Source organism: Novosphingobium sp. TCA1 (genome assembly GCF_009811895.1).
Lineage (GTDB): Bacteria > Pseudomonadota > Alphaproteobacteria > Sphingomonadales > Sphingomonadaceae > Novosphingobium > Novosphingobium panipatense_A.
Window position 1 is genome coordinate 1 of sequence record NZ_BLJH01000044.1, and the last position, 24,294, is coordinate 24,294.

A 24,294-nucleotide genomic window follows, 5' to 3' on the forward strand; every position below is an offset into this window, starting at 1 on the left:
GCTGCCTAATCCCCCAACTGGGTGACGCCGCGCGGCCGTGCCCCATGTTTGCAACAGAGCCCGCCCGCCTTTGCGGACCGCCTTGAGCGCAGCGGGCACGAGGCTACCGGCAGGCACGAAGATAATGGCGGCGTCGAGCGGGTCGGGCGGGCTGTCCTCGGAGGTGCCTGCCCATACAGCACCCAGGCTCTTTGCGAACGCCTGTGTGACCGTGTCGCCTGCTCGGGTAAAGGCATAGACGGAGCGCCCTTGCCAGCGTGCAACTTGCGCGATGATATGGGCAGCGGCACCAAAGCCATAGAGGCCGATTCTTGCCGCTTCGCCCGCCATGACGAGCGAGCGCCAGCCGATCAATCCCGCACACAACAAGGGCGCCAGCATGACGTCCCCGCCTTGCTCGCCCACCGGAAATGCGAAGCGCGCATCGGCTATGACGGCGTTCGCATAGCCACCGTCGCGGGTATGCCCGGTGAATTGCGGCGCATCACAAAGGTTTTCCTGGTTGCTGCGGCAATAGGGGCAAGCGCCGCAGGTGTGTCCCAGCCAGGGGATGCCGACCCGCTCTCCGATCGCAAGCCCCGTAACCCCATCGCCAAGCGCATCGATCCGGCCGACGATCTCATGGCCCGGAATGATGGGAACATGTCGATCGGGCCGTTCCCCGTCCACGACGTGCAGGTCTGTGCGACAGACGCCACAGGCGAGGACGTTCACCCGAATCTCTCCTCGGCCCGGTATTCTATCCGGAAGTTCGGTCCACACGAGCGGCTGACCGACCGCATTCAGGACCATTGCATGCATCGCATGCCTCCCAGCATCTGACAGCTGCACCAAGACGAGCCTGCCGAAACAGGATCGTCTTCGAACCTCTGCCTCAGTTAAAGACCATGCCGCCGTCGATAATCAGGGCTTGCCCTGTCATGTAATCCGAGTCCGGGCCAGCAAGGAAGGATACGCAGGCTGCCACGTCTTCCGGCTCAGAGATGCGCCCGAGCGTTACGTTCTTCGCCCATTGCTGCAGGCCCCATTCAAGGGTCTGGCCATTTTCATCAGCGACCTTCTGAGCAATGCCCTCCATCATGGGCGTGCGCACGATACCGGGACAATAGGCATTGCTGGTGATGCCAAGGGGTGCGAGATCCTTGGCTACTGTCTGGGTGATGCCGCGGATCGCGAACTTGGTCGCGCCGTAAACCGCCAGATCGGGATTGCCAACCTGTCCCGCCTGTGACGAAGCATTGATGATCTTGCCGACGATATCGCCGGCCTTCTCGGGCTTACGTGCCTTGAAATGCTTGAGCGCCGCCTGGATGCCCCAATAGGTGCCGCCGACATTGACGTCGAACACCTTGTGGTAGATTTCGGGCGTGATCTCCTCGATCGGTGTGGTCGGTCCGAGGCCTGCGTTGTTCACGATGACATCGAGCCGGCCAAACCGCTGAACGACCGCATCCACCGCCTTGAAGACGTCATCGCGCTGAGCGACATCGACCTTGACCGCGAGTGCTTCACCGCCTGTAGCGATGATTGCATCGGCTGCCGCCTCTGCCGTTTCCGCATTATAATCGAGACAGCCGATGGCGAAGCCTTCCCGGGAGAGACGCACCGCGATGGCCAAGCCTATGCCCTGGCCGGCACCTGTGACGATTGCGACCTTCTTGCCAGTAGTCATGATAATCTTCCTTCGTCTGTTCGGGATGGCGCCTCTCCTCCACCGGCGCGTCTCCTCCCTCCTAAGGGTGAGAGGAGACGCGTTCAGAAAGGCAATTGACCTCCGGCCCCGGCGGTGACCGGCTGATCGACGAAGACACGCCCGATCGAAAAGCGGCTCGTTATTGCTCGAAATCGATGACGACGCGGCCCTGGATGTCGCCCTTGTGCATCCGGGAGAAGATGTCGTTGATGTTCTCGAGTTTGTCGGTTGAGATCGTGGCCTTCACCTTGCCGTCACCGGCGAAGTCCAAGGCTTCCTGTAAATCGAGCCGCGTCCCCACGATCGATCCCCGCACGGTCACGCCGTTCAGCACCGTGTCGAAGATCGGCAGCGGGAAGTCACCGGGCGGCAGGCCGTTGAGCGCGACCGTGCCGCCGCGTCCCACCATACCCATCGCCTGTTCGAAGGCCTTGGGCGACACGGCGGTGACCAACACCCCATTCGCGCCTCCGATCTGCTTCTTCACGAAAGCGATCGGGTCTTCCGAACGGGCGTTGACTGCCAACGTGGCCCCCAGCGACCGGGCGAGGTCGAGCTTCCTGTCATCGACATCGACGGCGACGACGTTGAGGCCCATCGCCTTGGCATATTGCACGGCGAGATGGCCGAGACCTCCGATGCCGGAGATCACCACCCAGTCGCCCGGTTTGGTGTCGGTTACCTTGAGGCCCTTGTAGACGGTGACGCCGGCGCACAGGATCGGCGCAATATCGACGAACGAAACGTTGCCGGGCAGATGCCCCACATAATTGGGATCGGCGAGAACATATTCGGCAAAGCTGCCGTTCACCGAATACCCGGTATTGTGCTGCTCCTCGCACAGCGTTTCCCAGCCGCCCAGGCAGTGCGTGCAATGGCCGCAGGCATCGTATAGCCATGGCACGCCCACCCGGTCGCCCTCCTTGACATGCTTCACACCTGCGCCAACCGCGACCACATGTCCGACGCCCTCGTGACCAGGAATGAAGGGTGGATTGGGCTTGACCGGCCAATCGCCCTCAGCGGCATGCAGGTCGGTGTGGCACACACCGGTGGCTGCGATCTTGACGAGGATCTGGCCGGCGCCAGGTCGGGGCACCGCGACTTCCTCCATGACCAATGGCTTTCCGAATTCACGGACGACCGCGGCTTTCATCGTGCTTTCCATGGCGATGTTCCTCTCTCAGAAATGCGCGTCGATATCGACGACATCGATCAGCTTGTGATTGACGAACTCCTTGAGGCCGAGGCCCAGCAGTTCGCGGCCATAGCCCGAGCGACGGATGCCGCCGAACGGCAGGTCGGCCTCCACCTTAGTCGGGTGATTGACGAAGACCATGCCGGTGGAAATCCGCTTCGCCACTTCGGCGCCGTGGACAGGATCGGAGGTGAAGACGGAGCCGCCCAGGCCAAAGGGCGAGTCGTTGGCGATGCGCACGGCATCGTCCTCATCCTTCGCACGGAACAGCATCGATACCGGACCGAAGAATTCCCAATAACGGGCCGGATTGCCCTCATCGAGGTCGGTCAGAAAAGTTGGCTGCACGAAAGCCCCCTTGTTCGGCACTGTAGGACCGACTTCCTCAGCCTTGGCGCCCAGTTCGACGGCCTTGCGGATCTGTTCCTTGATGTCGTCGGCCGCCTTTTGCGAGGAGAGCGGCGCGAGAGTGGTGCCGGGGTCGGAGGGGTCGCCCATGACGAGCTTGGCTACGCCCTTGCGATAACCGTCGAGGAAGGTGTCGTAGACTTCATCGACGACGATCATGCGCTTGGACGAAACACAGACCTGGCCACCGTTCCAGTGCCGGCCGAAGACGGCCCAGTCGATCGTCTTGTCCATGTCGGCATCGGCGAGCACGACAAAGGCGTCGGCGCCGCCCAGTTCCATGGTCGACTTCTTGAGCGCCTTGCCGGCCTCGGATGCAACCACCGCGCCGGCAGCTTCCGAGCCAGTCAACGCCACGCCATGAACGCGCGGATCGTTGATGATGAGGTTGATCTGATCGCGCGTTGCATAGAGATTCTGGAACGCGCCTTCCGGCAGACCCGCTTCGTTCATCAGTCTCTCGAACGCGGCGGCGCTCTGCGGAACGTTCGAGGCGTGCTTGAGGATCAGCGTGTTGCCGGCCGAGAGTTGCGGCGCGAGAATGCGGGCAATCTGATAATAAGGGAAATTCCATGGCTCGATCGCCAGGAGGACGCCGAGCGGCTCGTGCACCAGCATCGCCTCGCCTTCGGCGGGATCGAGCACCGGCAGCTTCTCCGGCTTCAGCAGGTCTTCCGCATGCCGAACATAATATTCGAAGATCTTGGCGGAGAGTTCCACCTCGGCCTTCGCTTCGGCGACCAGCTTACCCATTTCCAGCGTCAGCAGGCGGGCAAAAGCATCGCTGTCCCGGCGCAGGATGTCTGCGGCATTCTGCAGGATACGGCCGCGCTCGGCGAAGGAGGTTTCGCGCCAACTGAGGAAAGCCGCGTCTGCTTTGTCCAGCGCGGTCTTCACCTCCTCGTCCGTTGCGTCGGGAAAGGTCGCAACAGTGTCTCCGGTATAGGGATTGATGGTCGCGTAGGACATTGTCCATTCTCCTGTGGTGAATCAGATTTCGGGGGTAAGGGGTACGGTCACGCGCCGAGATCCTTCACGGCCTGCACCATCTGCGTCAGCACCGCCTGGGCATCCCCATAGACCATGCTGCAATTCTCGTTGAAGAAGAGCAGGTTCTCGACGCCGGAATAACCTTTGCCCTGACCGCGCTTGACGACATAGACCTGGTGGGCCTGGTCGGCATCGAGGATGGGCATGCCGTAGATCGGCGAGGATTTGTCGGTGCGTGCCGCCGGGTTGACGACATCGTTGGCCCCGATGACCAGCGCGACATCGGTGTTGGCAAACTCGGCGTTGATATCTTCCATATCGAAGATGATGTCATAGGGCACGCCGGCTTCGGCGAGCAGCACGTTCATGTGACCGGGCATGCGCCCCGCAACCGGATGGATCGCGAACTTCACGCCGACGCCTGCGGCCTGGAGCAGCTTCACGAATTCATAGAGCTTCTGCTGCGCCTGCGCGACGGCAAGGCCATAGCCGGGAATGATGATGACGCTGGAGGCATAGCGCATGGCGATGCCAGCATCGTTGGGCTCGGTGCTCTTCATTTCACCATGCGCTTCGCTGCCGCTCCCGACGGCCACATCGCCGAAGTTCGAGAACAGGACATTGGCGAGTGAGCGGTTCATCGCCTTGGCCATCAGCACGGTGAGCAACGTCCCCGCAGAGCCCACTACCATCCCCGCGATCATCAGCGCCGGGTTCTGCAGTGCATAGCCTTCCAGCCCCACTGCCAGACCCGTGAAGGCGTTATAGAGCGAGATCACGACCGGCATGTCCGCCCCGCCGATCGGCAATGTCATCATGATCCCGAACGCAAGCGCGCCGAGGAAGAACAGCGCCGCCAGCAGCGGGGAATTCGCCGTGCCAAAAAATGCCACCATCGCGACGCCCACCAGGACGGTTGCAAGGAACAGCACCCCATTGACGATGCGCTGGCCGGTAAAGCGCCAGGGATTGCGGATCCGGCCGTCGAGCTTGGCCCAGGCAATCACCGACCCGGTCAGCGAGATCGAGCCGATCAGCGCGCCGGCCGCCGTCACCGCCAGAATCAGCGCTGCGTGCACACCGCGCGTCGACAATTCGACAGCCGCCACGGCTGCCGCCGCGCCGCCGCCCATGCCGTTGTACAGCGCGACCATCTGCGGCATTGCGGTCATCTCGACCTTGCGTCCGCGCAGGAATGCCCAGCCGCCGCCTGCGCAAAGGGCAAGGAGCGCGAGGATCACGTTAACGGTACGATAAGGCCCGACCTCTGCTGGCAAGTCAAAAACGGTAAGGAAACTGGCAGCGACGGCAACCACCATGCCGATACCCGCCACGACGATGCCTGATAGCGCGGTAACCGGTGACGACATCCGCTTCAGGCCGAAAATGAACAGGCCGGCAGCGGCCAATCCGCTTACGCCGAGGATATGCTGGATCAACATGTCAGTTCTTCTTCGCCCCGCTGGATTTGAACATGGCGAGCATGCGGTCGGTCACCACATAACCCCCGGCGGCGTTGGCTGCGCCGAGCGCAACCCCAAGAAAGCCGACGCCTTGCGCAAAGGGCGTGGTCGCGTTCAGCAGCGCGTGGAGCGCCCCGACGACGACAATACCGTGGATGAAGTTCGATCCCGACATCAGCGGCGTATGGAGGATAGACGGCACCCGGCTGATGACCTCGTATCCGGTGAAGGCCGCCAGCATGAAAATGTAGAGTGCGATGAGCCAGGTCATCGATGTGTCGATAATCATTTCGCATTCTCCGCACCGGATGAAGCCATCCCCTCTATCGCCTGCCGCACCGCACCATCGCGAATCTCTCCGCCATGCGTGAAGACGGTTCCGGCGATGACCTCATCCTCGAAGTCGAGCGCGATGGCCCCGTCCTTCACCAGCAAGGTGACAAGATTGAGAATATTCTTGGCGTAAAGTTCGCTGGCATGCTGGGCCAGCGCTGAAGGCACATCGAGCGGCCCCAGGATCGTCACTGGCCCTACGGTGACTGTCTGGCCGGGCTGCGTTCCTTCGCAGTTGCCGCCGCTTTCAGCGCCGAGATCGACGATCACCGCGCCCGGCTTCATCGCCGCGATCTGGTCGGCGGCGATCAGGATCGGCGCCCGCCGGCCGGGCACCGCTGCCGTCGTGATGATCATGTCCGCTTCGGCGATGTGCTGCGAGACGATCTGTCGTACTTTCGCTTTCTCGTCCGCCGTCAGCTCGCGCGCATAACCGCCTTCGCCCCGTGCATCGATGCCGGTGTCGACGAATTTCGCGCCCAGCGACCGCGCCTGTTCGGCGGTTTCGGGGCGGACGTCATAGCCCTCGGTAACCGCGCCGAGGCGGTGTGCCGTCGCCAGTGCCGAAAGCCCGGCCACGCCAAGGCCCATCACCAACACCTTTGCCGCACGCAGCGAGCCCACAGCGGTCGTCATCATCGGCAGGATCCGCGGCATGTGTACCGCGCCCAGCAACGGCGCATAATAGCCCGCCAGTGCCGCCTGGCTCGACAGGGCATCCATCGATTGCGCGCGGCTGATGCGGGGAATGCGCTCCATCGCAAACGCTGTGATCTTGTGGTCACGCAACGCCGTGACGAGTTCCAGGTTCGCAGCACCGTAAAGGAACGAGATCAACAAGGCGCCCGGCTTCATCGTCCCGATCACATCGACCGGCGGTGGTTGCACGGCCAGCACGATGTCCGCATTCGCGACGAGCGCCTGTGGCGTGTTCGCAAATGCCACATCCTCATAAGCTTCGTCCGTGAAAGTCGCGCTGTAACCGGCATCTCTTTCAACAACCAGAGAAGCACCCAGTCGCGCCAGCCGGGTGGCGACCATTGGTACGGCGGCCACTCGCTTCTCTCCGGCTTTGATTTCTTTGAGAACTGCTATCTGGATCGCCATCGCCTGCTCCGCAGTGGTTGGGCTCGCAGTCGCCGCGTATCGAGCCGTGTGGTATCTGTGCGCCGACCATGCAGCTGTGCACATTGACACAGATCAAATACAATCCAAATGTCATTTGATATTTAATTTTCGGAGGTTCACTATCGCGGCAGGAGGGGCAACACATGATGACCAGGGTGGCCGTAAGAACAAGGCTGAGTCGGCACGAGGCGCAAGTCCAGACACGCGAACGGCTTGTCGACGCTGCACGGAGGCTGTTCGTCCGGCACGGCTTCGGCGGGACGTCGCTTCGGGACATCGCGGAGGAGGCTGGATATTCGCAGGGCGCTTTCTATTCGAATTTCCCATGCAAGGAAGCCGTGCTTCTCGATATTCTCAAGCGGCATGTTGCATGGGAAGAGGAGCAATTGGATGCTATCGTCGGAAACGGCGAGCATGGCGCCGAACAGGTTCTCGCTGCGCTTGGAAAGTGGTTCGAAAAGTTCGAAACCGACCGCGACTGGTCGATCCTCACCGTCGAGTTGCAACTACATGCACTGAGAAGTCCGACATTTGCCAAAAGCTATTCCCGCTTCTGGCTGGAGCACGAGAAACGCGTTGCCGATCTGGTCAGCCAGACCTTCGCGCGCTGCGGCAAGGTTGTACCAGTCGATCCCGCGCAGTTGGCTTCGGGCCTGATGGCCCTGTCCAACGGGCTGGCGGTGCAGGAAAGCGCGAAAGGTCCGCCGCGCATCGCCGCGGCGATCAGCCTGTTTCTGGAGTCTCTTCTCGCGGCCGCTCCAGTCCCTAACGAGCGGACTTGCTGATGTCGATCGGTCACGTTTTCGCGGAATGCCGACAAGGACAGCGCAATGGCTGGCTTCAGACGCAACAGCGTACTTCAGATGAGCATGCTTTGCCGTCGTCCTGCAACCATTATCAAAGCCCGGACGAGGCCCAGCGGACATAGATGAGAAGGAATGCTCTACCATGCATTATAGCAGCGGAAATTACGAAGCGTTCGTGCGTCCCCGCAAACCGGAAGGGGCGGACAGGAAGACCGCATGGATTGTCGGTTCGGGTCTGGCTGGACTGGCGGCGGCCGCCTTCCTGATCCGGGACGGGGGCGTCGTCGGCGAGCGCATCACCATTCTCGAAGAGTTGGAGATCCCCGGTGGCGCCCTCGACGGCCTCGATGTGCCGGACAAGGGATTCGTCATCCGCGGTGGCCGTGAGATGGAGGAGCATTTCGAGTGCCTCTGGGATCTCTATCGTTCGATTCCGTCCCTGGAGATCGAGGACGCCAGCGTCCTCGACGAATTCTATCGGCTCAACAAGGACGACCCCAATCTCTCGCTTCAGCGCACGACGCAGAACCAGGGCCAGGACGTGCCCGACAAAGCGCTGCTGACGCTGAACGACAAGGCCCAGAAGGATCTACTCTCCGTCTTCCTGGCGGCCCGCGAGGAGATGGAGAACAAACGCATCAACGAGGTGTTCGGCGAGGACTTCCTGAAGAGCAATTTCTGGCTCTACTGGCGCACCATGTTCGCCTTCGAGGAGTGGCATTCGGCGCTCGAGATGAAGCTCTACCTGCACCGCTTCATCCACCACATCGGCAGCCTGGCCGACTTCTCCTCGCTAAAGTTCAATCGCTACAACCAGTATGAATCGATGGTGCTGCCGCTGGTGAAGTGGCTGACCGAGCACGGGGTCAAGTTCCGCTATGGCGTCGAGGTCACCGATGTCGATTTCGACATCAAGGCTGATTGCAAGCAGGCGACCCGGATCCACTGGAAAGAGAAGGGCGTGGAGGGCGGCGTCGATTTAGGTACCGACGATCTCGTCTTCATCACCATCGGTTCGCTGACCGAGAATTCCGACAATGGCGATCACAAGACGCCGGCGAAGCTGAACGAGGGACCGGCTCCGGCCTGGGACCTGTGGCGCCGCATCGCTGCCAAGGACCCGGCGTTCGGTCGTCCTGATGTGTTCGGGGCTCATATCTCGGAAACGAAATGGGCCTCTGCCTCTATTACCGCGCTCGACGCCCGCATCCCGGCCTATATCGAGAAAATCACCAAACGAAACCCGTTCACCGGCAAGGTCGTCTCCGCCGGTATCGTCACCGTGAAGGACTCGGCGTGGCTGCTGAGCTGGACGGTCCACCGGCAGCCGCATTTCAAGAAGCAGCCCAAAGACCAGATGATCGCCTGGTTCTACGCCCTCTTCGTCGACAAGCCCGGCGACTATGTGAAGAAGCCGATGCAGGACTGCACCGGCGAGGAGATCACCCAGGAATGGTTGTACCATCTCGGCGTGCCGGTCGAGAGCATCCCGGAACTGGCCGCGACGGGCGCCAGCACCGTTCCAACGATGATGCCCTACATTACCGCCTTCTTCATGCCGCGCCAAGCGGGCGACCGGCCGGACGTGGTCCCTGAAGGCGCGGTCAACTTCGCCTTCATCGGCCAGTTTGCAGAATCGAAGCAGCGCGACTGCATCTTCACGACGGAATATTCGGTGAGGACCCCGATGGAGGCCGTTTATACGTTGATGAATGTCGAACGCGGTGTGCCGGAAGTGTTCAACTCCACCTACGATATCCGGACACTCCTTGCCGCGATCGGGCCGCTGAGGGATGGCAAGGGGATTGATCTTCCCGGCCCGGCCTTCCTGCGCAAGCTGCTGATGAAAAAACTGGAAGGCACAGAGATCGGACAATTACTGCAGGAATTTCATCTGGTGCAGGACGTGTAAGGCAGGCTGCGATCATAAGCCATCAGGCCCTGATCGCAGGCTGAGCCCCCATCTGGCGCCGAGGGAGACGTTTATGATCTTCGCGGAGTTACTCGATGGCTGAACCCGGAATTGGCGCCGCGATGCGGCATGATCGCCAAGAAGACGAAGCGGCGCGGCACGGGCGTGATCCGGTTTGCGGCATGGCCGTCGATTCGGCGAAGACGTCACATCACGCTGAACATGATGGGCAATCATATCGCTTCTGTTCGGCCGGCTGCCGGCAGAAATTCCTCAGCGATCCGGGCAAGTATTTGAACCCGGTTACGGAGGATATAGCGCCGCCTCCGCTCGAGGGATCGATCTGGACTTGCCCGATGCATCCGCAGATCCGGCAGCCCGCACCGGGCAGTTGCCCGATCTGCGGCATGGCGTTGGAACCCGAGGCGCCGAGGCTCGACGATGCGCCCAACCCCGAACTGGTCGACTTCACGCACCGGCTCTGGGTCGCGGGCGCTCTCGCCGTGCCGCTTCTCATCCTGTCGATGGGAGGCGAGATGTTGGGTCTGCATCTCGTCCCTGCCTCCTGGTCGCCGTGGATACAGCTTGTCCTTTGTGCCCCGATCGTTTTGTGGGCGGGCTGGCCCTTTTTCGAGCGGGGCTGGGCATCGCTTAAAAGCCGGCATACCAACATGTTCACGCTGATCTCGCTCGGCGTCGGTGCGGCATTCCTCTACAGCCTCGCGGCGACAGTTGCGCCAGGCCTGTTTCCCGCCGCTTTGCGTCAGCATGGCGGCATGGTCCCGGTCTATTACGAAGCTGCGGGCGTTGTGGTCGCCCTCGTCCTTCTTGGTCAGGTGCTTGAACTTCGCGCACGCGCCGCAACCGGCCGGGCCATTCGCTCTCTCCTTAACCTTGCCCCCAAGACCGCGCGCAGGATGCAAGCCGACGGTAGCGACGACGAGGTTCCTTTGTCCAAGGTTGTGAGAGGGGACCGGCTTCGCATCCGCCCAGGTGAGGCGATACCTGTCGACGGAACAGTGTTGGAAGGTCAATCCTCGGTAGACGAATCGATGCTCACGGGTGAGCCTGCGCCGGTGCTAAAGACAGCCGGATCGAGCGTTACTGGCGGCACGGTCAACGGCAATGGCAGTTTGGTGATGGAGGCGCGTGCGGTCGGCTCCGAAACCATGCTCGCGCGCATCGTCGCGATGGTATCCGAAGCTCAGCGCAGCCGCGCGCCCATCCAGGCCGTCGCCGACCGGATCGCCGGTTGGTTCGTGCCGCTCGTGGTCCTTATTGCGGTCGCGACTTTCGCGATCTGGTTGTGCGTTGGTCCCGAACCTCGACTGGGTCATGCGCTGCTCAATGCGATTGCCGTGCTCATCATCGCCTGCCCCTGTGCGCTTGGTCTCGCGACACCCATGTCGATCATGGTTGGAACGGGTCGCGGGGCGCAGGCCGGCGTGCTGGTCAAGAATGCCGAAGCCCTGCAAGCGCTCGACAGGGTCGATACCCTTGTGATCGACAAGACCGGGACGTTGACCGAGGGCAAACCGAGGCTAGTCGCGGTAAGCCCTGTGGAGGGTTTCTCCGAGGATGATCTACTGGCCCTTGCCGCAGCCGTCGAGACGAACTCGGAGCATCCTTTGGCGCTCGCCGTGGTCGACGCCGCAAAGGAGCGTGCCTTGTCGCTCGGCACCGTGAGCGCGTTCGAGGCGCATACCGGCCTTGGTATTACCGGAAATGTCGACGGTCGTGTAGTAGCCGTTGGCAATGCCGATCAGATGCGCAAAGTGGGCGCCGATCCGTCACCCCTTAGGGAACAGGGCGAGCGACGGCGCGCGGAAGGTGCGGGGGTCATGCTCGTCGCGATTGAGGGCAGGTGCGCCGGATTGCTCGTTGTCGCCGATCCCATCAAGACGTCTGCTTCCGCGGCAATTGCGGCGCTTCACGCCGGGGGCCTTAGAATTGTCATGCTGACGGGTGACGGCAAAGGGACCGCGCAATCCGTTGCGAAAGCGATCGGCGGAATCGACGAGGTGCACGCCGATCTCAAACCCGAAGACAAGGCGCGCATCATTGCCGAACTCAAGGCGAAGGGCGCCCGTGTGGCAATGGCGGGCGACGGCATCAACGATGCGCCTGCCCTTGCCGCCGCCGATGTGGGGGTTGCCATGGGCACCGGCACCGATGTCGCCATCGAGAGCGCCGGCCTGACCCTGACCAATGGCGATCTGTCGGCCATGGTCCGCGCCCGTCGGCTTGCACGCGCCACCATGGCGAACATACGCCAGAACCTATTCTTCTCCTTCCTGTTCAACGGCATCGGTGTGCCGGTAGCTGCCGGCATCCTCTATCCCTTTGCCGGGATACTGCTCTCGCCGATGCTTGCCGGGGCTGCAATGGCTGCATCTTCCTTCACGGTAGTCCTGAATGCCTTGCGCCTCAGCCACCAAAAACTGTGACAAGCATGTAATCTTCTAGGCAGTGCCACATCACGGACTCATCTTAAGTGCGATTTGTGGTCCCGTTTCCACGAAAAATAACTGTTATGTGCCGTCCAAAACCGACCGACGAAGATATGGCCGTTGTTGCGGCACTGTTGCTGATCAGCCGCCGCAGAGTTGAGCGACTAGATAACCGCTGAGTAAACAATGGGTACTGAAATCAAGATGTTCGGGCGCTCAACGAAGCGCCAGTTCGGGCTGTGGAGGGAAATCGGCGGCGTTTGGGCGGTAAGCCGTTCTCAAAATTAATCATTTTGTTCAAGGTGGCGGGCCGCGACCGATAGTGATGATCACTACGTTTACGCTATAGCCCTATGATATCATTCGAAGAAATCTTCATCGATTTTGCGGACGTGTAGGCTTTCCTCGATCCGGCAGCCAACATTGTGCCGGATCATCAGCCGTGTCAGTTGCCCACCATCGATCAGCACGATGCGCTTGCTCAAATATTCGGCGGTATCGCGAGCACTGGCGGTGAAGGTCGATGTGGTGACGAACAGGCCCTTGGCGGCCTTGTGCCGGTCAAGACTGCCGAAGAAATCGCGGATTGCGCCAGAGCTTACGCTGTTGCCCGCAGCATAACGTTTGGCCTGGATGTAAACCCGGTCAAGTCCCAACTCATCCTGATCGATCACGCCATCAACGCCGTCGTCCCCGCTACGCCCGAGCGCACGCCCAGCTTCTCCAACCGATCCGCCATAGCCCATTGCGAGTAGAAGATTGACGATCAGCCGCTCAAAGAAGTCTGGTGGTGCGGCGCGAACACGATCCAGCAAATCCTCTCCCAGCGCAGCCTCGATCCGGCGATGCGCGGCGCGCATGATTTCGTCTGGTGTTGCTTCAGCGGTGTCGGAAGCGACGTCGATCCGATCAGCTTCCTCCGTGGCGGACGACGTTCCACGGTCTGTGAACGCGCGGAATTCCTCGAAGCGAGCTAAGAAGCGATTATCGATCCGCTCAGGCGCAGCGATGAGAACTTCAACGCCGCGCGGTGTGGCACGGAAATGGCCGCGTCGGGTGGTTTCAACCAGTCCGGCCTTCGCGAGATATGTTTTTGCCCAGTGCACACGGTTAGCGAAAATGGTCTGGCGGCCTGAAGCAAGCAGGGCGTTGCGCGCCGCTTCGCTCAACCCGAGGTCACTCCCGAGATTTACGATGACATCTCCGATCCGCACCTCGGCCTGTTTGGCGGCGTGCAGGACTGGCAGCATCAGGCTTTGGTAATCAGGAATCTGAGCGGCAGTGTCAGGCGTTTCCATTGGTTTGCTCATATCAGCCCGAAATACCGTTCAAAGAAAGCGGCCAGCTTATCGAGCACGGCCTGCTTTTTGGTGGCATGGCCGTTGCCTTTCGAGAATCGCGACACCGGCGGCAGGATTCTGGTGATGGCGGTGCCGGTGGAAGGGATGCTGCCATCGCGGAACGCATTGTCGATGAAGCTGTGGGTCGCCGCAGCATTCAGGCTTTCCTCGGCAATAATCCGCTCCAGTTCCTCCACCTTCTTCGCCGCCATGAAGGCTTGCCATTGCGCATCCACCTTTGCCGTCGCGGAAACCGAATCCACGAACTGTTCGATGAGGTCTTTCTTGTTGCGCAGCGACGGGCTGGAGTTGATCGCGCGGTCGATGGTCGCGCGGATTTCCTTGTCGTCTCCGGTGCCCTTGGCCTGGATGAACCGTTCGACCAGCATCAGAATGTAATCGACGTTGATTTCGACCTGTTTGATCAGTTCGATCTCGAACACCACGTCGTCGTTGATCGCTTCCTTTTCAGCGTCGGAAACGCTGCGGAATTGGGCGTGCAGGTTCAGGTAGAGGCTCTGATAGTCCTGAAAATCGCGTTCGCTGAGAATTTCATTGCCAGCAAAATCGTCGAACGCCGTGAGGATGTTTTTCAACCGCAGGATCGACCCAAACAGTTTGATGAACGTCTTCTGCGCGGCCTCTCCGACGATTGGCTCGCCCAGCGGGAACAGCGCCACCAGTTCGGCGACTTTCTTCTGATATTCCGCATAGTAATCGGCATAGGGCTTGAGCAGGACAATGCCCTTGGCGTCCTTGTTGCCGAACAGCGCCAGCGCATCATTCGTCGCCTGCTCCAGATCACGAAAGGAGACGATGTTACCGTAGGTCTTGACCGAGTTCAGAATGCGGTTGGTGCGCGAATAGGCCTGAATCAGCCCGTGCGCGCGCAGGTTCTTGTCCACCCATAACGTATTGAGCGTGGTGGCGTCGAAGCCGGTCAGGAACATGTTGACCACGATCACGAGATCAAGCTCGCGGTTCTTCAGCCGCTGAGACAAATCCTTGTAGTAGTTCTGGAACTTGTCGGCAGACGTATCGAAATTGGTGGCGAACAGGCTGTTATAGTCGCGTATGGCGGCTTCCAGAAAATCGCGCGATCCCTGATCCAGCCCTTCGGTCTCGAACTCCTCCTCGCTCAGCAAGCCGTCCGTCTCCCCCTCATTGGCGGCAAAACTGTAGATCAGGCCGATCTTCAGTCGTTGCGCTGGCGGGAGGTCCTTCTGCTGGCTAGCAAACTCGGTGTAATAGCGTTTGGCGGCGTCGATTGAGGCGCAGGCAAACAGCGAATTGAAGCCGTTCAGTCTCTTGCCGCCGTGCCTGTAGCTGGCGCTGCGTTTGGTCTTCTGGTCGAAATGTTCGCGGATATAGCCCGCCACCTGTGAAATACGTTCGGGCGCGAGCAACGCCCGTTCCGTGTCGATGGCCGAAACCTGCTTGTCATGGATCGCCGCCCCGGCCTTGATCGTATTGATGTAGTCGATGCGAAATGGCAGCACGTTCTTGTCGTTGATCGCATCGACGATGGTGTAGGTGTGCAGTTTGTCGCCGAATGCTTGGCTCGTGGTCCGCAGGAGTGGATTGCCGCCGGTACCGGAATTTTCGGCGAAGATCGGCGTGCCGGTGAAGCCGAACAGGTGATAGCGCCTGAAAGAGCGGGTGATTTCCGCGTGCATGTCGCCGAATTGGCTGCGGTGGCATTCATCGAAGATCACCACGACATGCGCGTCATAGACCGGATGCTTTTTGTTCCGGGCGACAAACCGGCTGAGCTTCTGGATGGTCGTGATGATGATGCGCGCGTTCGGGTCTTCCAGTTGCCGTTGCAGCACGGCGGTCGAGGTGTTGGAGTTCGCCGCCCCTTTCTCGAACCGTTCGTATTCGCGCATGGTCTGATAATCGAGATCCTTACGATCCACGACAAACAGAACCTTGTCGATGCTGGGCAAGCTGCGCGCCAGTTGCGCGGCTTTGAAGCTGGTCAGGGTCTTGCCGCTGCCGGTCGTATGCCAGACATAGCCGCCTGCCGCCAAAGTGCCCAGTTGCCGGTGATTGGTGGCCGTGCCGATGCGCAGCAATATCCCCTCTGCCGCGACGATCTGGTAGGGGCGCATCACCAACAATTTGCGATCCACATCGAACACGCAATAGCGCGTCAGGATGTTCAGCAACGTGTGTCGGGCAAAGAAGGTCTTGGTGAAGCCGACCAGTTCGGTGATCGGCTGGTTCTTCGCATCGGCCCACCAACTGGTAAAAGCGAAACTGTTGGAGCTTTTCTGGCGGCTGCGCTTACCGCGTTGTTCGGCCAGATGCCCGTCACGCACGGTGTTGCTGTAATATTTGGTCAGCGTCCCGTTGCTGATGACGAACAGTTGCACATAGTCGAACAGGCCTGATCCGGCCCAGAAACTGTCGCGGCTGTAGCGGTCGATCTGGTTGAAGGCTTCGCGGATATCCACGCCCCGGCGTTTCAGTTCGATGTGCACCATCGGCAGGCCGTTCACCAGAACCGTGACATCGTACCGGTTAGCCCGTGCGCCCTCTATCTCGTACTGGTTGATGACCTGAAGCGTGTTGTTGTGGATGTTATCCTTGTCGATCAGATAGATGTTCTTGGTGGTTCCATCATCGCGCTTCAGCACCTGCACATGGTCTTCCTGCAGACGTGCGGTTTTCTCGATGATGCCGTCATTGGCGCTGGCGATGCAGGTGGTGAAGAACCGCTCCCATTCCGCATCCGACAGCGTAACCTTGTTCAGCTTTTCCAGTTGGCGGCGCAGATTGGCGACCAGAGCGGCCTCTGACGTGACGGGCAGGTAGTCATAGGCCTGCGCCCGCAATTGCCGGATAAGGGCCTTTTCGAGTTCCGCCTCGGACTGATAGCCGCTTTCCTGCTTGGCCGAAGGATCGGGCTGGTATTCGGCAACAACCGTGCTTTCGCCTGACAGCGCAATCGGTTCATAGCGTGAGGGAGGCGGCGCTTCCTTCATGCCGCTTCCTGAAAGGTCAGCAGGCGGTCACGGTAATGCTCATATTGCTGGCGGCGCGCTTTGATCTCGGCAGGCAGGCCGCTGGAAAGATCGTTCACCAACGCGTCGAACTTGTCAAGGATGGACACGACGCGCTCCTGCTCTTCCAGCGATGGAACCGGGATCATGATCTTGGCGAGGCTCTCGCCAGACAGGCGTTTCACCTTCGCGCGCGCAACATACTTATTCTTCTGCGCATGGAACGCTTCCGTCTGGAAGTAGTACGATACGAATTTGGGATTCATCGAGTGCCTGAAGACGAAGCAATCATCGTGTACGGCCACGTCTTCATTCCCCAGCCAGGCCACGGCTTTACCGACATCCTCAACGGTTTCACCGACGGCGGCGATCACCACGTCCCTCGGCTGGGCAAATCGAAGCTGTTTCGCCATATCGGCACGAACATGTGAGATGGCGGATGAAGCCGCCACGCCATAGTGCGTGTAGATTTCGCCGTAGTGAATGCTCGGAATGCCGCCTTTAACCACGTCGTTCTTGGTGAAGCGCCGTCCACGTATGAAGTTGCCAAGCTCACCCAATGCCATTATCCTCGTTGCTTGCTTGCTTGCTTGCTTGCTTGCTTGCTTATCCGTGCGTTCGTCGAAGGTCAGTAAGGCATCGCGGTAGTGTTGGTATTGCCGCCGCCGCGCCTCCAGCTCCGCCTCCAGCTCCGCCTCCAGCTTGGTGAAATTATCAAGTATTACAACGATTTCTTTCTGAATTTCGAGCGGCGGGACAGGAATTTTGATCTTCGCAAGGCTCTTTGCAGAAACGTCGATCACTTTCGTACCTGTCGCATGCCGCTTCTTATCGGCAAAAAATTGGGGCGTTTGCAGATAGTATGAGAGATACTTTGCATCCTGATCGTGTTTCAACACGGTGGCGTGCCCACCTGTGACGATCTGAGTATCCCCCAGCCAAGCAACGCCTTTGCATACGTCATCGATGTTTTCGCTGGTATTGGTGATGATCAGATCGCCCGGATCGACCTTCGCCAAACGCGCCGCTTTCTCCGGAGGAACGAACGACTTCGTTTCCGTCGCCCAGATACCGTAGAAGGTGTAAATCTGCCCGTAGTGGATGCATCCGACACCGGCTTCCACGAAGTCAGATTTCGGCATGCCGTTGCCGCGCACCAGTTCACCAAAGTCACCAATAGGCCTGAACTCCACCCCTTCCGGGCACAGCTTCGCAATCAGCGCATCAATCCGGCTCATGCCGCCGCTCCTTCCAGATCGGCGACAATGGCGTCTATCGCCTCGCGCAACTGTGCCTGCCGCGTGACGATGGCTGTGATTTCGGCGTTCAGCGCGATGATATCCACCGCCTGCCGCGTGTCCTCCTGCTCGACATAGGAGGACACGGCAATGTTGTAGCCGTTTTCCGCGATCTCGCCGTTTTCCACCAGCCGCGCAAAATGGTCGATGCTTATGCGTGCGGTAAAGGCATCAAGGATTTTCTGCCGATGCGGGGACGCCAGCTTGTTCTTGTTGCCATTGCGCGCGAACTCCGCGCTGGCATCAATAAACAAGGTGGCGTTGTCTGATTTGGATTTTTTCAGAACGATGATGCAGGTGGCGATTGTCGTGCCGAAAAACAGGTCGGGCGGAAGCTGGATCACCGCATCGACATAGTTGTTGTCGATCAGATACTGGCGGATTTTCGCTTCGGCTCCGCCGCGATAAAGCACGCCGGGAAATTCGACGATGGCCGCCGTGCCATTCACCGCCAGCCAGTGCAGGATGTGCATGGTGAAGGCGAGGTCGGCCTTGCTCTTGGGCGCGAGAACACCCGCAGGCGCAAAGCGCGGATCGTTGATCAGGAGCGGATTGGCGTCGCCGTCCCATTTGATCGAATAGGGCGGATTGGAAACAATCGCCTCGAACGGTTCATCATCCCAATGGGCGGGATCGGTCAGCGTATCGCCATGCGCGATGTCGAACTTTTCATAGTTCACATCGTGCAGGAACATGTTGATGCGGCACAGATTGTAGGTCGTCAGGTTCACTTCCTGACCGAAGAACCCCTGCCGAACCTTGTCATGCCCCAGCACCTTGCTGAAATTGAGCAGCAGAGAACCCGAACCACAGGCCGGATCGTAGACCTTGTTGACCTCATCCTTGCCTGCCACCGTGATGCGGGCCAGCAGTTCGGAAACCTCCTGCGGGGTGTAATATTCACCGCCTGACTTTCCAGCGGTCGATGCATACATCTGCATCAGATATTCATAGGCATCGCCGAACAGGTCGATGCTGCTTTCCGCGAACCCACCGCCCGACAATGGCAGATCGCCGATGGCGTCGAGCAGCTTGACCAGCTTTTCGTTGCGCTTGGATACGGTGGGGCCAAGCTTTCCGCTGTTGACGTCGAGATCGTCGAACAGCCCCTTGAAATCGTCCTCGCTGTCCGCGCCGTTGGCCGAGCCTTCGATCTCAGCAAAGATGCGAGAGAGCGTTTCGTTGAGGTTCGCGTCATTGCGCGCGCGCTGCCTCACATTGGCGAACAGGTTGGACGGCAGGATGTAGAAGCCTTTTTCCTTCACCGTCTCGGCGCGCCCGAACTCGGCGTCGGCATCGGTCAGGCTGGCATAATCGAAGCTGGAGGAACCCGCGCGGCGTTCCTGCTCGTTCAGATAGGCGACCAGATTTTCCGAGATGAAGCGGTAAAACAGCATCCCGAGCACATAGCTTTTGAAATCCCAGCCATCGACGCTACCGCGCAAATCATTGGCGATGCGCCAGATGGTTTTATGTAACTCGGCGCGCTCGATTTCCTTAACATTACTCACCGTCGGACATCCCCGCTCACTCTGTGTCCGGCAGGATCGCCGCTGGTCGTTTGATGGCTCAGCCGCCCCGCTTCGATTGCTTTCAGACGCTCATATTCTTCCACGGACATGACCACCACGACGCCGCGCCCGTGTTTTTCGACCAGCACGGGAGCCGCACGCGCGGTGTCGATCATCAGCCCGAAGCCGTTCTTCGCTTCGCGCGCGGACATGATTTTCATGGCTGATTCCCGCATTGCCCCTATTGCGCCAATTAAGGCGAAATGGCTCTTTTGGGCAATGGCAAACTGGCGTCCGATGGCGGGCAGCGCTGCGATAGTTGAGGTCTCCGCGCCGCCCGCCGCGATCATGATCGACTTTGCGGCGCATCCGGCCTGTTGCGAACGCCTACTCGCTCGGTATCGTCGGCGTCGAACGCCATTCTGCCCAGCTTGATCCAGACGCCGCGCGCGTGTTCGCCGTCTTCACCCTGGAGTTTTTCTGCGGCCCAGATCAGCGCGCCGAAGATCATGGCGCGGTCGTCGCCGGTCAGGTCCACGATGCCCGCCTTGACGACGAGGCCGCCGAGTTCGATCAGATGCCGCGTGCGTTTGCGGCGCTCGACCTGCCATGTCCGCATATCATGCCGCGCCCGTTGCGCCTGATGACGATTGCGTGCCGTCCGATTGCGTCGAAGCGCCGCCACCGTTGCGGTCACCGCCGCGTGCAGATCGTCGGGATTTTCTCTGAAACCACGCAGTCCCGCGTTTCGCCCATGCCTCCCTCTTCCCGGCATCTTTCGTCTCCACCAACACGATCAGCGCGCCGGCCAGTTCGTCGGCAGTGAGACTGTCCGCTCCGGTGGCGATCACCAGTTCGCCCAATTGCTGGACCTTTCGCGTCTTGAGTTCTCGCGCTTTGTCTTCGAGCGCCTTCAGTTCGGCGTCATAGTCTTTCGGTTTGCGCATGTGCCTTTCCTTTCCGGTCACAAGGTGTCGATGCGGAGAGGATAGTTTCGCGAGGCGCGGAATGCAGTAATGTCACCGGGACGGTCTGACACGGCGCGAACAGTCCCGAGAAATTCATTTCGAGGGCGCGCTTATACGTCGTTCCGACGTACACTTGGCCGTGCCAATGCTTGATCGCGATGGCGATCTATCATCTTCACGTCAAGGTCATTGGCCGCAAGGCTGGGTCGAGCGCGGTGGCCTCCGCCGCCTACCGCTCGGCCTCGCGGCTGCGCGACGGGCGCATCGACCGCGTGCAAGACTTCTCCGGCAAGCGCGGCGTCGTCCATTCCGAGGTGATGCTGCCGGAGAACGCACCGGGGGCATGGAGCGACCGCGAACGGCTCTGGAACGATGTCGAGGCGTTCGAGGTGCGCAAGGATGCCCAGCTTGCCCGCGAGGTGGAGTTTGCCATTCCGCGCGAGATGACTCAGGCGCAAGGCATCGAGCTGGCCCGCGACTTCGCGCAGGCCGAATTTGTCGATCAAGGCATGATCGCCGATCTGAACGTGCATTGGGATATCGGCGAGGACGGGATGCCGAAGCCTCACGCCCATGTCATGCTCACCATGCGCAGCGTGGACGAGAACGGTTTCGGCCAGAAGGTGCGGGACTGGAACCGCACCGAAATGGTCGAGCGCTGGCGCGAACGCTGGGCCGATCATGTCAACGAGCGGCTGGCCGAACTCGACATAGACGCGCGGATCGACCACCGCAGCCTTGAGGCGCAGGGCATCGGCTTGGAGCCGCAAAGCCAGATCGGCGCACCGGCACAGCGGATCGAAGGTGAAGGGATCGAAGCCGCCGACCGTGCCGACATGCACCGTGAGATCGCGCGCAACAACGGCGACCGGATCATTGCCGATCCTTCCATCGCGCTGGATGCGATCACGCAGCAGCAATCGACCTTCACGCGCCGGGACATGGCGAAATTCGCGCACCGGCACAGCGACGGCCTCGACCAGTTCAACGAGGCCATGGGCGCGATGCGGGGTTCGCCCGATCTGGTCGAACTCGGGCAGGACGGACACGGCGAGGACCGCTTCACCACCCGCGACATGATCGAGGCCGAACAGCGCCTGCACCGCGCGGCGGAATTGATGGCCGAGAAGGAATCGCACGAAGTCAGCGACAGGGACAGGGAGGCAGCACTTGCACGAGCAGCACAGCGCGGCCTTGTTCTTTCCGGCGAGCAGGCCGACGCGCTGGCGCATGTTACGGATGGTCGCGACCTTGGCATTGCCGTCGGCTATGCCGGAACGGGAAAGAGCGCCATGCTCGGCGTGGCGCGTGAAGCATGGGAAGCGTCAGGTTTTGAGGTTCGCGGCGTTGCCCTTTCGGGCATCGCCGCCGAGAATCTTGAAGGCGGATCGGGCATATCCTCGCGCACCATCGCCAGCATGGAACACGGCTGGCAGAACGGACGCGACATGCTCACGTCCCGCGATGTGCTTGTCATCGACGAGGCGGGCATGGTCGGCACGCGGCAGTTGGAGCGCGTGCTATCCCATGCCGCCGACGCTGGCGCAAAGATCGTGCTTGTCGGCGATCCGCAGCAGTTGCAATCCATCGAAGCAGGTGCAGCGTTCCGCTCGATTCATGATCGTCACGGCGGCGTCGAAATCCATGAGGTCCGCCGCCAGCGCGAGGACTGGCAGCGCGACGCCACGCGCGATCTGGCAACCGGCAGGACGGGTAATGCCATCCATGCCTATGACGCGCATGACATGGTGCATTCCGCCGAGACGCGCGAGCAGGCGCGCGGCGATCTGATCGACCGTTGGGACCGCGACCGGCAGGCCGCGCCGGACAGCAGCCGCATCATCCTCACCCACACCAATGCCGAGGTGCGCGAACTCAACGAGGCCGCGCGCGACCGGATGCGGGAGGCTGGCGATCTGGGCGAGGACGTGCGCGTCACCGCCGAGCGCGGCGCGCGCAGTTTCGCCAGCGGCGACCGCGTGATGTTTTTGCAAAACGAGCGCGGCCTTGGCGTCAAGAACGGTACGCTCGGCACGGTTCGAGAGGTCAACGCGCAGAGTATGACCGTACAGACCGACGATGACCGTTCTGTCGCCTTCGACCTGAAGGACTATAATAAGATCGACCACGGCTATGCCGCGACCATTCACAAGGCGCAAGGCATGACGGTGGACCGCACCCATGTTCTGGCGACACCGGGCATGGACGCGCACGGCAGCTATGTCGCCCTATCACGTCACCGCGACGGCATGGAGCTGCACTATGGCCGCGACGACTTCGCCGACCAGAACCGGCTCGCCCGCACCCTGTCGCGCGACCGGGCCAAGGACATGGCGACGGACTACGACCCGGCCCAAAACTACGCCGAGCGGCGCGGCATCACCTTCCGCGAGCGGGTTGTCGAGATCGTCAGGAAGATCGTACCGGAACAGGTGCGCGACAGGATCGGCGGCATGTTCGACGGCCTTCGCCTGCCTGTCGATGCCGCACCTGGCTCAAATCCCACGCCGTCGCCGCAACGGGCAGCGCCGGAAAGGACCGTGGCGCAAGACCCCGAGGCGGCGTTGCGCAAGGCCCGCACTAATGCGCTCGTGCGCCACGCCCGCGCGGTGGACACGATCCTGACTACCGGGGGCGTGGAGCTTGCCACGCCCGCGCACATGCGCGAACTGACCGACGCCCGCAACGCCTTCGACAAGCTGCGGCCTCACGGCGCGCAGGATGCCGAGGCCGCATATGTCAAGAACCCGGAGCTTGTCCGCGAGACGGCGGGCGGACGGATCAACCGCACCATCCGCGCCCTCCAGCTCGAAACTGAAATCCGCACCGGGCGGGAGGCGGACCCGATCCGCCGCGCGGATCGCTTCGTGGAGCGCTGGCAGAAACTCGGCCAGACCAGCCAGCGCCAGTACAGGGAAGGCGACATGTCCGGCTACAAGGCCACGCGCGCGGAGATGGGCAACATGGCGATGAGCCTCGAACGCGATCCGCAGATGGAATCCCTGCTCGCCAACCGCAAGCGCGATCTCGGCATAGGCGGCGACTTCGACTCAGGGCGCAGTCTCGGCAAAGACCTCGCCTTCAGTCACGGCCTCGGCAGGGGCCGAGGCATCGGGTTATAGAGTGCAGAATTTTCCTATTTGCCGCCGCTTCCACGCTACACTACTACGACGACTAAATACTTCTTGCACAACGATAAATCGTTGCTCTGTCTGGTCTCTGTAAACGTCAGAAACGACCAGCAGGAGGCAGCACAGTCATGCGTCAACCAGACCGTATCATCCGCTTTGACACCGTTCGTGCCCGCACCGGCCTGTCGCGGTCCACCATCTATCGCAAGATCGCCGAAGGCACTTTCCCGGCCCAACTGAAGATCAGCACCAACGGCGCGGGATGGCATGAATCCGACATCAACCGCTGGGTTGCCGATCCCGCCGGTTGGCGGCAGCGTCCGCGCAACGAGATCGACTTCCCCGATGACTATTGATCGCCGGGACAACGACAAGCCGGAGGCGGCTTCCCGCTCCCGGCGCGGCAAACGACCGCCCACGGCGTCGGAGCAGCTTACGGAATTGCTGGGTTATCCGTGGCCGTTCCCCGGCAGGCCGCCCAAGCACGACCTCAGCACATGGACCGTCACCGACGACTGGCCCGATCCCGTTCCGGTCACGCAGGCCGAGATCGAGGTGTTCGAGCGATGGTTCGGCGACCTGTTCGATGAACTCTTTGGCCCCTGTGCATTGTAGGGACACAGATTCACGGTAGGCATCGACGTCAGGGGTAGCCAA

At 60.8% G+C, this 24,294-nt stretch carries 20 protein-coding genes and 1 pseudogene; 7 read left to right on the top strand and 14 right to left on the bottom strand.

Going from position 1 to position 24,294, the window contains the following annotated elements; all coding sequences use genetic code 11:
* The 7 genes from NTCA1_RS25510 to NTCA1_RS25540 form a co-directional block, all read right to left on the bottom strand.
* The coding region (locus tag NTCA1_RS25510; RefSeq protein ID WP_159832238.1) for an alcohol dehydrogenase catalytic domain-containing protein at positions 1-801 on the bottom strand (801 nt) is incomplete at its 3' end.
* A 73-nt stretch (positions 802-874) separates the two neighbouring features.
* Positions 875-1,672: a (S)-acetoin forming diacetyl reductase gene (locus NTCA1_RS25515; protein WP_133085225.1), complete on the bottom strand. Its 798-nt coding sequence runs from the start codon at positions 1,670-1,672 to the stop codon at positions 875-877.
* Positions 1,673-1,832: 160 nt separating this feature from the next.
* The gene (adhP, locus tag NTCA1_RS25520) at positions 1,833-2,861 is read right to left on the bottom strand and encodes an alcohol dehydrogenase AdhP (RefSeq protein WP_037475973.1); all 1,029 of its coding nucleotides are present in this window, start codon (positions 2,859-2,861) and stop codon (positions 1,833-1,835) included.
* A 15-nt stretch (positions 2,862-2,876) separates the two neighbouring features.
* On the bottom strand, positions 2,877-4,268 hold the full coding sequence (locus NTCA1_RS25525) for an NAD-dependent succinate-semialdehyde dehydrogenase (protein ID WP_133085224.1): 1,392 nt from the start codon (positions 4,266-4,268) through the stop codon (positions 2,877-2,879).
* A 47-nt stretch (positions 4,269-4,315) separates the two neighbouring features.
* Positions 4,316-5,731: an NAD(P)(+) transhydrogenase (Re/Si-specific) subunit beta gene (locus NTCA1_RS25530; RefSeq protein ID WP_133085223.1), complete on the bottom strand. Its 1,416-nt coding sequence runs from the start codon at positions 5,729-5,731 to the stop codon at positions 4,316-4,318.
* A gap of 1 nt (position 5,732) precedes the next feature.
* Positions 5,733-6,041, bottom strand: a complete 309-nt coding sequence (locus NTCA1_RS25535; protein ID WP_133085222.1) for an NAD(P) transhydrogenase subunit alpha — start codon at positions 6,039-6,041, stop codon at positions 5,733-5,735.
* A complete protein-coding gene (locus NTCA1_RS25540) occupies positions 6,038-7,192 on the bottom strand; it encodes an NAD(P) transhydrogenase subunit alpha (RefSeq protein WP_133085237.1) in 1,155 nt (384 codons plus the stop codon). Before NTCA1_RS25540 ends, NTCA1_RS25535 begins: the two co-directional genes overlap by 4 nt.
* A gap of 167 nt (positions 7,193-7,359) precedes the next feature.
* Between NTCA1_RS25540 and NTCA1_RS28835 the strand changes: the two are divergent.
* The 4 genes and pseudogenes from NTCA1_RS28835 to NTCA1_RS25555 all read left to right on the top strand — a co-directional run.
* Positions 7,360-7,551 (top strand): annotated as a pseudogene (locus NTCA1_RS28835) (helix-turn-helix domain-containing protein); the annotation flags it as partial.
* Positions 7,552-7,998, top strand: coding sequence for a TetR family transcriptional regulator C-terminal domain-containing protein (locus NTCA1_RS25545; RefSeq protein WP_236549580.1), 447 nt, complete (start codon positions 7,552-7,554; stop codon positions 7,996-7,998).
* A gap of 163 nt (positions 7,999-8,161) precedes the next feature.
* Positions 8,162-9,931, top strand: a complete 1,770-nt coding sequence (locus NTCA1_RS25550) for an oleate hydratase (RefSeq protein ID WP_133085220.1) — start codon at positions 8,162-8,164, stop codon at positions 9,929-9,931.
* Between the two features lie 122 nt (positions 9,932-10,053).
* Positions 10,054-12,378 (top strand): heavy metal translocating P-type ATPase, encoded by a 2,325-nt coding sequence (locus NTCA1_RS25555; protein WP_133085236.1) that lies wholly within the window; start codon positions 10,054-10,056, stop codon positions 12,376-12,378.
* 362 nt (positions 12,379-12,740) lie between these two features.
* Here the strand turns inward: NTCA1_RS25555 and NTCA1_RS25560 are convergent, their stop codons facing one another.
* Genes NTCA1_RS25560 through NTCA1_RS25590 form a run of 7 tightly spaced genes read right to left on the bottom strand, consistent with a single transcriptional unit; the run spans position 12,741 to position 20,485 of the window.
* Positions 12,741-13,679: a restriction endonuclease gene (locus tag NTCA1_RS25560; protein WP_201282602.1), complete on the bottom strand. Its 939-nt coding sequence runs from the start codon at positions 13,677-13,679 to the stop codon at positions 12,741-12,743.
* An 8-nt stretch (positions 13,680-13,687) separates the two neighbouring features.
* On the bottom strand, positions 13,688-16,711 hold the full coding sequence (locus tag NTCA1_RS25565) for a type I restriction endonuclease subunit R (RefSeq protein WP_159832239.1): 3,024 nt from the start codon (positions 16,709-16,711) through the stop codon (positions 13,688-13,690).
* Positions 16,708-17,967: a restriction endonuclease subunit S gene (locus NTCA1_RS25570; protein ID WP_133085218.1), complete on the bottom strand. Its 1,260-nt coding sequence runs from the start codon at positions 17,965-17,967 to the stop codon at positions 16,708-16,710. The genes NTCA1_RS25565 and NTCA1_RS25570 overlap by 4 nt, the downstream gene beginning before the upstream one ends.
* Positions 17,964-19,538: a type I restriction-modification system subunit M gene (locus NTCA1_RS25575; protein ID WP_133085217.1), complete on the bottom strand. Its 1,575-nt coding sequence runs from the start codon at positions 19,536-19,538 to the stop codon at positions 17,964-17,966. Before NTCA1_RS25575 ends, NTCA1_RS25570 begins: the two co-directional genes overlap by 4 nt.
* Positions 19,535-19,888 (bottom strand): type II toxin-antitoxin system Phd/YefM family antitoxin, encoded by a 354-nt coding sequence (locus NTCA1_RS28840; RefSeq protein ID WP_236549579.1) that lies wholly within the window; start codon positions 19,886-19,888, stop codon positions 19,535-19,537. Before NTCA1_RS28840 ends, NTCA1_RS25575 begins: the two co-directional genes overlap by 4 nt.
* Complete coding sequence (locus tag NTCA1_RS25585) at positions 19,885-20,157, bottom strand: conjugal transfer protein TraD (protein ID WP_133085216.1); 273 nt, start codon at positions 20,155-20,157, stop codon at positions 19,885-19,887. Before NTCA1_RS25585 ends, NTCA1_RS28840 begins: the two co-directional genes overlap by 4 nt.
* Position 20,158: 1 nt before the next feature.
* A complete protein-coding gene (locus NTCA1_RS25590) occupies positions 20,159-20,485 on the bottom strand; it encodes a conjugal transfer protein TraD (RefSeq protein ID WP_133085215.1) in 327 nt (108 codons plus the stop codon).
* A 179-nt stretch (positions 20,486-20,664) separates the two neighbouring features.
* Here NTCA1_RS25590 and traA point away from each other — a divergent pair, with 179 nt between their 5' ends.
* The 3 genes from traA (at position 20,665) to NTCA1_RS25605 (ending at position 24,252) form a co-directional block, all read left to right on the top strand.
* Positions 20,665-23,628 carry a Ti-type conjugative transfer relaxase TraA gene (gene traA, locus NTCA1_RS25595; protein ID WP_133085214.1) on the top strand — a complete coding sequence of 988 codons (2,964 nt, stop codon included), beginning with the start codon at positions 20,665-20,667 and terminating at the stop codon, positions 23,626-23,628.
* A gap of 137 nt (positions 23,629-23,765) precedes the next feature.
* Positions 23,766-23,993: an AlpA family transcriptional regulator gene (locus NTCA1_RS25600; protein WP_133085213.1), complete on the top strand. Its 228-nt coding sequence runs from the start codon at positions 23,766-23,768 to the stop codon at positions 23,991-23,993.
* Positions 23,983-24,252 (top strand): hypothetical protein, encoded by a 270-nt coding sequence (locus tag NTCA1_RS25605; RefSeq protein WP_133085212.1) that lies wholly within the window; start codon positions 23,983-23,985, stop codon positions 24,250-24,252. The genes NTCA1_RS25600 and NTCA1_RS25605 overlap by 11 nt, the downstream gene beginning before the upstream one ends.
* Positions 24,253-24,294: the final 42 nt, after the last annotated feature.

Excerpts from the sequence above, each read along its gene's own strand:
- NTCA1_RS25515 (WP_133085225.1), bottom strand. The coding sequence starts at position 1,672 with ATGACTACTGGCAAGAAGGTCGCAATCGTCACAGGTGCCGGCCAGGGC.
- adhP (WP_037475973.1), bottom strand. The coding sequence starts at position 2,861 with ATGGAAAGCACGATGAAAGCCGCGGTCGTCCGTGAATTCGGAAAGCCA.
- NTCA1_RS25525 (WP_133085224.1), bottom strand. The coding sequence starts at position 4,268 with ATGTCCTACGCGACCATCAATCCCTATACCGGAGACACTGTTGCGACC.
- NTCA1_RS25530 (WP_133085223.1), bottom strand. The coding sequence starts at position 5,731 with ATGTTGATCCAGCATATCCTCGGCGTAAGCGGATTGGCCGCTGCCGGC.
- NTCA1_RS25535 (WP_133085222.1), bottom strand. The coding sequence starts at position 6,041 with ATGATTATCGACACATCGATGACCTGGCTCATCGCACTCTACATTTTC.
- NTCA1_RS25540 (WP_133085237.1), bottom strand. The coding sequence starts at position 7,192 with ATGGCGATCCAGATAGCAGTTCTCAAAGAAATCAAAGCCGGAGAGAAG.
- NTCA1_RS25550 (WP_133085220.1), top strand. The coding sequence starts at position 8,162 with ATGCATTATAGCAGCGGAAATTACGAAGCGTTCGTGCGTCCCCGCAAA.
- NTCA1_RS25555 (WP_133085236.1), top strand. The coding sequence starts at position 10,054 with ATGCGGCATGATCGCCAAGAAGACGAAGCGGCGCGGCACGGGCGTGAT.
- NTCA1_RS25560 (WP_201282602.1), bottom strand. The coding sequence starts at position 13,679 with ATGGAAACGCCTGACACTGCCGCTCAGATTCCTGATTACCAAAGCCTG.
- NTCA1_RS25565 (WP_159832239.1), bottom strand. The coding sequence starts at position 16,711 with ATGAAGGAAGCGCCGCCTCCCTCACGCTATGAACCGATTGCGCTGTCA.
- NTCA1_RS25570 (WP_133085218.1), bottom strand. The coding sequence starts at position 17,967 with ATGAGCCGGATTGATGCGCTGATTGCGAAGCTGTGCCCGGAAGGGGTG.
- NTCA1_RS28840 (WP_236549579.1), bottom strand. The coding sequence starts at position 19,888 with ATGATCGCGGCGGGCGGCGCGGAGACCTCAACTATCGCAGCGCTGCCC.
- NTCA1_RS25585 (WP_133085216.1), bottom strand. The coding sequence starts at position 20,157 with ATGCGGACATGGCAGGTCGAGCGCCGCAAACGCACGCGGCATCTGATC.
- NTCA1_RS25590 (WP_133085215.1), bottom strand. The coding sequence starts at position 20,485 with ATGCGCAAACCGAAAGACTATGACGCCGAACTGAAGGCGCTCGAAGAC.
- traA (WP_133085214.1), top strand. The coding sequence starts at position 20,665 with ATGGCGATCTATCATCTTCACGTCAAGGTCATTGGCCGCAAGGCTGGG.
- NTCA1_RS25600 (WP_133085213.1), top strand. The coding sequence starts at position 23,766 with ATGCGTCAACCAGACCGTATCATCCGCTTTGACACCGTTCGTGCCCGC.
- NTCA1_RS25605 (WP_133085212.1), top strand. The coding sequence starts at position 23,983 with ATGACTATTGATCGCCGGGACAACGACAAGCCGGAGGCGGCTTCCCGC.